Raw genomic sequence first — 8,653 nt, forward strand, 5'->3', positions numbered from 1 at the left:
TGTTCAACACCGCCATCATCTGGGCGTTCGCCTTCCGCTGACGCCGGGAGCTCAGGCCCGGCGCGGCGGCGCCGGCCGCGGCGGCAGTCGGCGGCGGGGCGGCCCGGCGGCGGGCGGGCCAGCCGCCGGGATGATGGCAATCTGGTCTTCGGCGCTGTTGCCCTTGCGGGTGGCATGCCGGTTCAGCGCGACCTGGAAGCGTTCCGCCATGTCAGGCGCGATCTCCACCAGTGTTTCGGATGGCAGGATGCGGATGCTGCCGATGTCGGGCTTGGTAACCCCGCCACGCCGGCAGAGCAGCGGGATGATCCAGCGCGGATCGGCATTGTGGCGGCGGCCGACATCGAGCCGGAACCACACGCCAGCGCCGCCCTGGCGGCGATCGGGGGCGCCGCCCTGACGTCCTCCCGGGTCTGCGGCGTGCCGCTCCGGGCGTGCACGGACGGGCGGTCCAGCGTCGACGAGCTCCTCCACTTCCGGCAGGCGCATCCGGTGGACACGCACCAGCGCGGCGGCAATCTCGTCCACCCCGTGGCGGGTCAGCAGCTCCTCGCCCAGCCGCCTGTCGGCCTCGTCGAGCGCGCCGATGCCTTCCCCGATGCTGGTCAGCAGCCGGTCCCGATCCTGCACGGCGATGGCTTCGGGCGCCGGCACCGGGGACCATGTCGGCTTGATGCCAGCACCGGCCAGCATCCGCTCCACCCGGCGCCGCGCCGGATAGGGCACCACCAGCACCGCCGTGCCCTTGGCCCCGGCCCGGCCGGTGCGGCCCGAGCGGTGCTGCAATGTTTCGGCATCGCGCGGCAGTTCGACATGGATGACCAACGAGAGCCCGGGCAGATCGATGCCGCGCGCCGCCACATCGGTGGCCACGCACAAGCGCGCCCGACGATCACGCAAGGCTTGCAGCGCCTGGTTGCGTTCCGACTGGCTGTGCTCGCCCGACAGTGCGACAGCAGCAAAGCCGCGTTCCGTCAGGCTGGCGTGCAGCCGCCGGACATTGTCGCGCGTGGCGCAGAACAGCATGGCGGTGGGCGCTTCGTGGAAGCGCAACAGGTTGACCACCGCCGCCTCGATATCGGCGGGGCTGACCGCGACGCACTGATAGGAAATGTCGGCGTGCTGGCTGGCGCGGCCGGCCGTGGCGAGGCGCAGCGCATCCTTCTGATAGTCACGCGCCAGTTCCGCGATGCCCTTGGGCAGGGTGGCGGAGAACAGCAAGGTGCGGCGCTCGGGCGGCGCAGCGTCGAGGATCTCTTCAAGGTCCTCGCGAAACCCCATGTCGAGCATTTCGTCGGCTTCGTCGAGCACGATGGCCCGCGCCTGGTCCAGCAGCAGTGCGCCGCGCTCCAGATGATCGCGCAGGCGGCCCGGGGTGCCGACGACGATATGAGCGCCAGCATTCAAGGTGCGGCGCTCGGCCACCACGTTCATGCCGCCGACGCAGGTGGCGATGCGGCCGCGCGCCGGTGCGTAGAGCCAGGCCAGTTCCTTGGCGACCTGCAGGGCCAGTTCGCGGGTGGGCGCGATCACCAGCGCCAGCGGTCGCCCGGGCGGTGGCAGCGCGGTTGCATCGGCCAGCAGGTCCGCCGCCATGGCCAGCCCGAAGGCGACCGTTTTGCCGGAACCGGTCTGCGCCGACACCAGGAGGTCGCGGCCGCGCGCCTCTGGCGCGATCACGGCGGACTGGACGGGGGTGAGCTCTTCGTAACCGCGCTGGGCGATGGCCTGGGCCAGCGGCGCGGGGATGTGGTCAAGGGTCATGGCGCGCCTATGGCCGAAACCGGCGTTGAAAGCGAATCCGGGCGTGGCGTGATCACAACCGGCCGCCGGGCGGCAGTGGAGGCGTGACAGCGCGCCCTGTTCTGGGCCAAAGCTGACGGGCGGAGATCGCGCGTGAGAACGGGGTGACATGCTGCAACGGTTCATCAGATCCGCCGAAACGTCGCCCCTGCCCCGGCTGGCAACGATAGTGGCGCTGTTCCAGATCGGTTTCGTGCTGGTGCAATCGACCCTGGCAGCCAAGGGCACGGCCGGGATGGAGCGCATCAACGACTTCGATGTCTTCTATCTGGCCTCGCAGCTCGTGGCGCGCGGCGAGATCGCCCAATCCTATGATCTGCCAACCTTTATCCAGCAGCAGACCGAATATTTCGGGCGCAACAAGCAGCTGACCTGGAGCTATCCCCCGCCGTTCGACCTGATCATCGCGCCTCTGGCCTGGGCGCCGCGCTGGCTGTCGCTGGCCATGTTCTTCACGCTGACGACGGGCACCTATCTGCTGGCGGTCCGGAAACTGTCTGGCCAGGAGTGGCCGATCGCCCTCTTGTTGCTCACCTTCCCGGTCTGTTGCGTGATCCTTCTGGGCCAGAATGGCCTGCTGACGGGCACACTGGCGGCGCTGGCGGTGATTGGACTGGCGCAACAGCGGCAATGGGCCGGCATTCCGCTCGGCCTGCTGATCATCAAGCCGCACCTGGCCGTCACGCTGGCGGCGTTTGTCGTGATCGACCGGCAGTGGCGCACGATGGCCGTTGCGGCGTTGACCATGGGATTGGCAGCGCTGGCGCCGGAACTGCTGATCGACCGCGGCATATGGAAGGCGTTCGCCACCGGAATTGCCAACACCGCCAGCCTGCTGCAGGGCGACTTCTATTCCTGGCGGCGCATGGTTTCGCTGTATGCAGCCCTCCGGTCTGCGGCGGTGCCGGCCGATGTGGCGCTGGCGGGACAGGTCATCATGGCCGCTGGCAGCCTCGCTGCCGTCGTCTGGGCGCAGCATCGCCTGCCCCGCCAGCAGGCGCTCGGACTGGCGGCGCTGCTGTCGCTGGCTATCAGCCCCTATGCGTTTGATTATGACTGGCCGGTGATGGCGACGGGCCTTTGCCTGCTGCTGCCGGCGATCCAGCTGCTGGGCCGTCCGCCAGAGCGCGCGCTGATCTATGGATTGTTCCTCGCCTGCCCGCTCTACGGCATTGCCCACACCTTCGTGTTCGGCCCTGCGATCACCGGGCGGTCACCGGCGGGCGCCTTGCATCTGCTCCTGCTTCTGCTTGTGGTCAGGCTGCTGGCGCGCGGCGCGGGGGCGGTGCCGGGTCCAGACGCCAGCCGCACGGCTTGGCCGTAGCATCGAACGGGATTCAGGCAAGCCTCTGCCCCGGCAAAGCCGTGGCGCCGTCTTGCCCGAACCCGCCGACCGATTTCGCCAGGGTCGGCGGATAGCGCTGGGCGCCACCCGCTCGCCCAGCCTCAATACACCTCAAAGAGGCCGGCGGCGCCCATGCCGCCGCCCACGCACATGGTGACGACCACATATTTCGCCCCGCGGCGCTTGCCCTCGATAAGGGCGTGGCCGGTGCAACGCGCGCCAGTCATGCCATAGGGGTGACCGATCGAGATCGAGCCGCCGTTGACGTTGAGCTTGTCGTGATCGATGCCCAGCACGTCGGCGCAATGCAGTACCTGCACCGCGAACGCCTCGTTCAGTTCCCAAAGGCCGATGTCGTCCATCTTAAGGCCGTTGGCCTTCAGCAGCTTGGGGATGGCATAGATGGGGCCGATGCCCATCTCGTCCGGCTCGAGGCCGGCCACCGCCATGCCCCGATAGGCGCCCAGCGGGGTGAGGCCGCGCCGCGCGGCTTCCTTGGCTTCCATCAGCACACTGGCCGAAGCCCCGTCCGACAGCTGGCTGGCGTTGCCGGCGGTGATCACCCCGCCCTCGATCACGGGCTTCAGGCCCTTCAGGCCTTCCAGCGTGGTTTCCGGGCGGTTGCCTTCGTCCTTGGTCAGCGTGATCTCGTGGGTGGTGACCTCCTTGGTCTCCTTGTTGACCATCGCCATGGTGGCGGTCATCGGCACGATTTCATCGTCGAACTTGCCTGCGGCCTGGGCGGCGGCGGTGCGCATCTGGCTCTGGAAGCCATATTCATCCTGCCGGTCGCGGCTGATGTTGTAGCGCTTCGCCACCACTTCGGCGGTCTGCAGCATCGGCATGTGGATGTTGGGGTGCATGGCGACCAGGCTGGGATCGACGCCGGTGCGCATCTTGTCGTTCTGCACCATGGAGATGGAGTCGACACCAGCTCCGATGCAGATCTGCATGCCGTCGACCATGATCTGCTTGGCCGCCGTGGCGATCGACATCACGCCCGACGAGCATTGCCGGTCCATCGACTGGCCCGAAACGGTGACCGGCAGGCCGGCACGCAGCAGCGCGAGGCGGGCGATGTTGCCGCCCTGCACGCCCTGCTGGAGGGCGCAGCCCATCACCACGTCGTCAACCTCGGCGCCATCGATCCCGGCGCGTTTAACCGCGTGGGCAATGGCGTGGCCAGCCAGCGTGGGCGACGGCGTGGCGTTGAAGGCGCCGCGATAGGCGCGGCCGATGGGGGTGCGGGCGGTGGAAACGATGACAGCTTCGCGCATGGGTATTTCCTTTCGGACAGTCAGGTCGGCAGCTCAGGCCGGATCAGGCGACATATTGCAGCGTAATCCATTCGGCGGCCAGCGCCGGCTTGGTTTCACCGTCAATCTCCACGGTGACGTTGGTGGTGGTCTGCCAGGCGCCATCGGGGCGCTGCGACACGTCGGCAATGGTGAAGCGGCCGCGCACCTTGCTGCCGGATTTCACTGGCGCCATGAAACGCACCTTGTTGAGGCCATAGTTGACCCCCATCCGCGTGCCCTTGATGCCCGGCATCGCCTGATAGGCCATCACCGAGAGCAGGCTGAGCGTGAGGTAGCCATGGGCGATGGTGGTGCCAAAGGGCGTCTGCTTGGCCAGTTCCGGGTTCACGTGAATGAACTGGTGATCGCCGGTCACCTCGGCAAAGGCGTCGATCTTGGCCTGTGGCACCTCGATCCAGTCGGACACGCCGACCTCGCTGCCGGCAAGGGCGCGAAATTCGTCAAGCGTCAGTGATTTGGCGGCCATGGCCCTGTCTCCCCTGCAGATCGGTTTTGCCCAAGCCTAGGCGGCCCTTCACGTTTGCGTCAACCCGCGTGTACGCGAGGCCCCGGAGCAGATGGTCTGCAATTGCAAGATGAACGACTTCTATCCAGTTCGTTGTTGCCTTCTGGCGTGTTTTTGAGCATATCACTAACAGTTAGTTAATCGGGGATTCGCGATGAAGTTGCTTGCTGCGTTTTCGGCCGCCACCGTGCTGGCCGCCTCGGCTCAGGCCGTGACCGTCACCGGCCAGTTTGGAGCACCCGATCCGGGCCCCCTCCCCGGCCAGACCATCGTCGTCGATTTCGACAATCCCAATGCGACTGGTTTCAGCTGGTCGGGCGGTATCGCTTCGCGCTGCAACACGCTGCAGGGCGTGGCGGCGACACCGGCCGGCGGCAGCAGCTGCTTCGGCTATGTGTCGAGCGCGATCAACCCGAACAACGCCACGCTGTCCACGCCTGACCTCGAGTCGATCAGCTTCTACTGGGGCTCGATCGATCGCTACAACCGGGTCGACGTCCTCGACAGCAACGACAACATCATCTTCACGATCACTGGTGGCATGCTGCCACCGGCAGACGGTAACCAGTTGCTGCCGGGCACCAACCGGCGCATCAACTTTACCGCCGGGCCGAACCAGGTGATCGGTGGTCTGAAATTCTCCTCGACCGGCATCGCGTTCGAGTTCGACAGTTTTGCCGCCGACCTGGTGGATGGCACCGGCACTGGAACCGCCGTTCCGGAGCCGGCATCCTGGGCCATGCTCATCGCCGGGTTTGGCCTGGTGGGCGCGGCCGGTCGGCGGCGCCGGATCACGATCTCCGCCTGATCGCGCCTGCATCGGCTGGGGCGGGCGCCCCGGCTTGCAGCGCAAGAGGCGGGATGACGGCAGCGGTGACCCCGCTGCCGTCTTCATTTGTGGCGCAGGGGATCACTCCGATGCGCTGTTGAGTTCGCCGCGGCTTTTGCGTAGTGTCGCTCCGCAATGACCGCCATCCTGCCCATCACCGCCATCGCGCCGCAGCCGATCGCGCGGCCGCGCCGCAACTGGCCGGCAGCGCTGGCCGCCTTGCGCCGCCTGCTGGCCGACAAGGATGCCACGCACGAGGTGTTTGCGATCATGCAGGCGCTGAACGGCGATGCCACCTGGCGCGCCTATAGCCGACTGCTGACCACGGTGGAGGGCGGCCAGCTGGCCTTCCGCCGCGAGGAGATCGCCGCGCTGCTGGCCAACCGCGACTGGCTGCGCAGCCTGCCCGAAGACAGCCTGGGCCGGGCCTATCTGGCGCATGTCGAGGCCAACAACATCTCGGCCGAAGGGCTGATCGAAGTGTCGTCCCAGGTGATGAAGGGGGTCGAGCACCCAGTGGCGTGGTTTGGCCGACGCATCCGCGATGTGCATGATCTGTGGCACGTGCTGGCCGGCTATGGCACCGATGGCCTTGGCGAGGCTTGCCTGGTGGCCTTCTCCTTCCCGCAGACCGGCGGACTGGGCTGGGCCTTCATCGCGGCCGGCGCAATTCTGCGCAGCCGGAAGGCCGAAGAGCCCCACCCCTACGCGCGGGCGATCTGGGAAGGCTATCGGCGCGGGCGGAACTGCGCCTGGCTGGGCCAGATCGATTATGCCGCGTTGCTGCCGCAGCCGCTGGAGGCCGTGCGCGCGCAATTGGGGCTGGAGGCGCCGCACATCTACAACAGCATCCCGCCGCACGCCCGCATGGGCGCGGTGCCCAAGGCAGCTTGAACCGGACATCCCGAAAACGGGAAACGCCGGCCACCGCTGGTGACCGGCGCTTCGGTTGTGTCCGCCCGAAGAGGGCAGCGCAGTTTCAGGCAGCGATGGCCGCGCGGCGACGGCGCCGGGCGGCGCCCACCAGGCCGAAGCCGGCAATCAGCATGGCCCAGCTCGACGGTTCGGGAATGCCTTCCGGGTTGAACCCGCCGCCCACGGTGACCCTGACGATCATGTCGTCATGATTGTCATCGTCACCGGTGATCTGGTCATCGAAGCCCAGATACAGGACACGGCTGCGATAGATGTCGCCCGGCTCGAAGCCGCGCGGCAGGAAGATGCCGAACTCCAGCGTGCCGATCCCCTTGTTCTTCGCACCATTGTTCGACGTGAAGAGCCAATCGGTGATGGGCCCGGCGCCATAATTGGCGCTGCCGGTCCCGAGGATGGTCCACGGGTTGGCAGGATTGTTGTTGCCGATCCGGCCGCCCGAGGTTTCGGAGAACATGGTCGTGCCGCCGACCTTGAACTTGTCAGAAAAGCCGCTTTCCGAGCCGAGAAACTCGAACTCGAGCTCGGTGGTGGACGGCAATGACAGGGAGATCGCCGCACCGCCGGCGGTGTAGGCGTAGAGGCCGTCCCGGTTCAGCATTGCCCGAAAATCGTTGTTGCCGGGAATGCCGGTCACCGGATTTCCGATCGTCACATTGAAGGTTGCCATCGCTGGCGCGGCCAGGGCCATCGCCGTCCCGGCCAGAAACATGGAAATCGTGCGCATCACAAAGCACCTTGTTGCTCTGCGCCGCCCCCACGACGACGCATGACGCCGTCCCAAGACGACGCAAAATGTCGGATATCCTAATTTTTGATTAATCACAAGTGCCGTTAAGTAAATGTTAACCACGAATTTGACCGCAATTGCAATTCACTATGCCGTGCTGCGTCCTGTCGCCGGGCCTGATCTGGCACGATCGAACACCGACACCCTGAATTTCGGATAGAGGTCAGTCGCGCGGGCGTTCGCTGATCTGGGTGGGATCAATCATCCGGCCGTCGGGTGCGGCGGTGAAGGTGGTTTGCGTGGGGTAGGCAAATTCGATGCCCAGTTCGGCAAAGCGGCGCACGATGGCAAAGCCCACCGCCTGGCGGGCAGCCAGCATCGCCTCCAGCTCCGGCACTGTGACAAAGAACACCAGTTCGAAATCGAGGCTCGAGGGGCCGAAGCCGGTGAACACCGCGCGATCGAACCGGCAATGGGCCTGCGCCGCCACCAGCGCTTGAAGCTCGGTCGGCAGCGCCTCCAGCCGGTCGGGTGGGGTCTGGTAGATGATGCCGACGCTCAGCACCACGCGGCGCTCCTCGATGCGCCGCAGATTGGCCACCTGCTGTTCCAGCAGCTTGGTGTTGGCCATCACCAGTTGCTCGCCCGACAGGGACCGGATGCGAGTGGTCTTCAGCCCGATATGCTCGACCGTGCCGGTGGACGTGCCATAGCTGATCGTGTCCCCCACCCGGAACGGCCGGTCGAACAATATCGCGAGCGCGGCGAACAGATCGGAAAAAATGCCCTGCGCCGCCAAACCGATCGCGATGCCGCCAACGCCAAGGCCGGCCACCAGCGCGGTGACATTCACGCCCAGATTGTCGAGCACCAGGATGGCGGCGAGCAGCCACACCACCACATTGACCAGCACGGTGATGACGCCGATCGCGCTGCCCAGCGCCACCGCGTCCTCGCCGCCAACTTCGGCCTTGCGGCGCACCAGCCCCAGGATCACTTCCCGCAGCCACAGCGCCCCCTGCACGGCCATCGCGATGATGAACAGGCGGTCCACCAGCGCCAGCAGCGGCCCCGGCGGCGCCACGGCATGGCTGGCGCCGTCAAGAGCCACGGCGACCAGGAACAGCTGCAACGTGCGGTCCACCACGCCGCGGGCCAGCGCCCGCCAGCCTTCACCGCCGCGCGGCAG

At 66.8% G+C, this 8,653-nt stretch carries 8 protein-coding genes; 3 read left to right on the forward strand and 5 right to left on the reverse strand.

The window, feature by feature from the left end; all coding sequences use genetic code 11:
- Positions 1–51 precede the first annotated feature (51 nt).
- Positions 52–1,764: a DEAD/DEAH box helicase gene (locus tag GJV64_RS08020; protein WP_164156742.1), complete on the reverse strand. Its 1,713-nt coding sequence runs from the start codon at positions 1,762–1,764 to the stop codon at positions 52–54.
- A 148-nt stretch (positions 1,765–1,912) separates the two neighbouring features.
- Between GJV64_RS08020 and GJV64_RS08025 the strand changes: the two genes are divergently transcribed.
- On the forward strand, positions 1,913–3,127 hold the full coding sequence (locus tag GJV64_RS08025; RefSeq protein WP_164156743.1) for a glycosyltransferase family 87 protein: 1,215 nt from the start codon (positions 1,913–1,915) through the stop codon (positions 3,125–3,127).
- Between the two features lie 122 nt (positions 3,128–3,249).
- Here GJV64_RS08025 and GJV64_RS08030 read toward each other — a convergent pair whose 3' ends face one another.
- Both GJV64_RS08030 and GJV64_RS08035 read right to left on the reverse strand, forming a co-directional pair.
- Positions 3,250–4,425, reverse strand: coding sequence for an acetyl-CoA C-acyltransferase (locus GJV64_RS08030; protein WP_164156744.1), 1,176 nt, complete (start codon positions 4,423–4,425; stop codon positions 3,250–3,252).
- Between the two features lie 43 nt (positions 4,426–4,468).
- The gene (locus GJV64_RS08035) at positions 4,469–4,933 is read right to left on the reverse strand and encodes a MaoC family dehydratase (RefSeq protein WP_164156745.1); all 465 of its coding nucleotides are present in this window, start codon (positions 4,931–4,933) and stop codon (positions 4,469–4,471) included.
- A 193-nt stretch (positions 4,934–5,126) separates the two neighbouring features.
- Between GJV64_RS08035 and GJV64_RS15610 the strand changes: the two genes are divergently transcribed.
- Positions 5,127–5,780, forward strand: a complete 654-nt coding sequence (locus GJV64_RS15610; protein WP_235927657.1) for an Npun_F0296 family exosortase-dependent surface protein — start codon at positions 5,127–5,129, stop codon at positions 5,778–5,780.
- Between the two features lie 156 nt (positions 5,781–5,936).
- Positions 5,937–6,695, forward strand: a complete 759-nt coding sequence (locus GJV64_RS08045) for a Coq4 family protein (RefSeq protein ID WP_164156746.1) — start codon at positions 5,937–5,939, stop codon at positions 6,693–6,695.
- 85 nt (positions 6,696–6,780) lie between these two features.
- Here the strand turns inward: GJV64_RS08045 and GJV64_RS15615 are convergent, their stop codons facing one another.
- Both GJV64_RS15615 and GJV64_RS08055 read right to left on the reverse strand, forming a co-directional pair.
- Positions 6,781–7,461, reverse strand: a complete 681-nt coding sequence (locus GJV64_RS15615; protein WP_235927658.1) for a PEPxxWA-CTERM sorting domain-containing protein — start codon at positions 7,459–7,461, stop codon at positions 6,781–6,783.
- Between the two features lie 226 nt (positions 7,462–7,687).
- On the reverse strand, positions 7,688–8,653 hold a 966-nt coding region (locus GJV64_RS08055), incomplete at its 5' end, for a mechanosensitive ion channel family protein (RefSeq protein WP_164156747.1).

This window comes from Sandarakinorhabdus rubra (assembly GCF_010994245.1).
In the GTDB taxonomy this organism is placed as follows: domain Bacteria; phylum Pseudomonadota; class Alphaproteobacteria; order Sphingomonadales; family Sphingomonadaceae; genus Sandarakinorhabdus; species Sandarakinorhabdus rubra.

Bases quoted from the DNA above. Each gene is read 5' to 3' on its own strand.
- GJV64_RS15615 (WP_235927658.1), bottom strand. From the start codon at position 7,461: ATGCGCACGATTTCCATGTTTCTGGCCGGGACGGCGATGGCCCTGGCC.
- GJV64_RS08020 (WP_164156742.1), bottom strand. From the start codon at position 1,764: ATGACCCTTGACCACATCCCCGCGCCGCTGGCCCAGGCCATCGCCCAG.
- GJV64_RS08025 (WP_164156743.1), top strand. From the start codon at position 1,913: ATGCTGCAACGGTTCATCAGATCCGCCGAAACGTCGCCCCTGCCCCGG.
- GJV64_RS08035 (WP_164156745.1), bottom strand. From the start codon at position 4,933: ATGGCCGCCAAATCACTGACGCTTGACGAATTTCGCGCCCTTGCCGGC.
- GJV64_RS08030 (WP_164156744.1), bottom strand. From the start codon at position 4,425: ATGCGCGAAGCTGTCATCGTTTCCACCGCCCGCACCCCCATCGGCCGC.
- GJV64_RS08045 (WP_164156746.1), top strand. From the start codon at position 5,937: ATGACCGCCATCCTGCCCATCACCGCCATCGCGCCGCAGCCGATCGCG.
- GJV64_RS15610 (WP_235927657.1), top strand. From the start codon at position 5,127: ATGAAGTTGCTTGCTGCGTTTTCGGCCGCCACCGTGCTGGCCGCCTCG.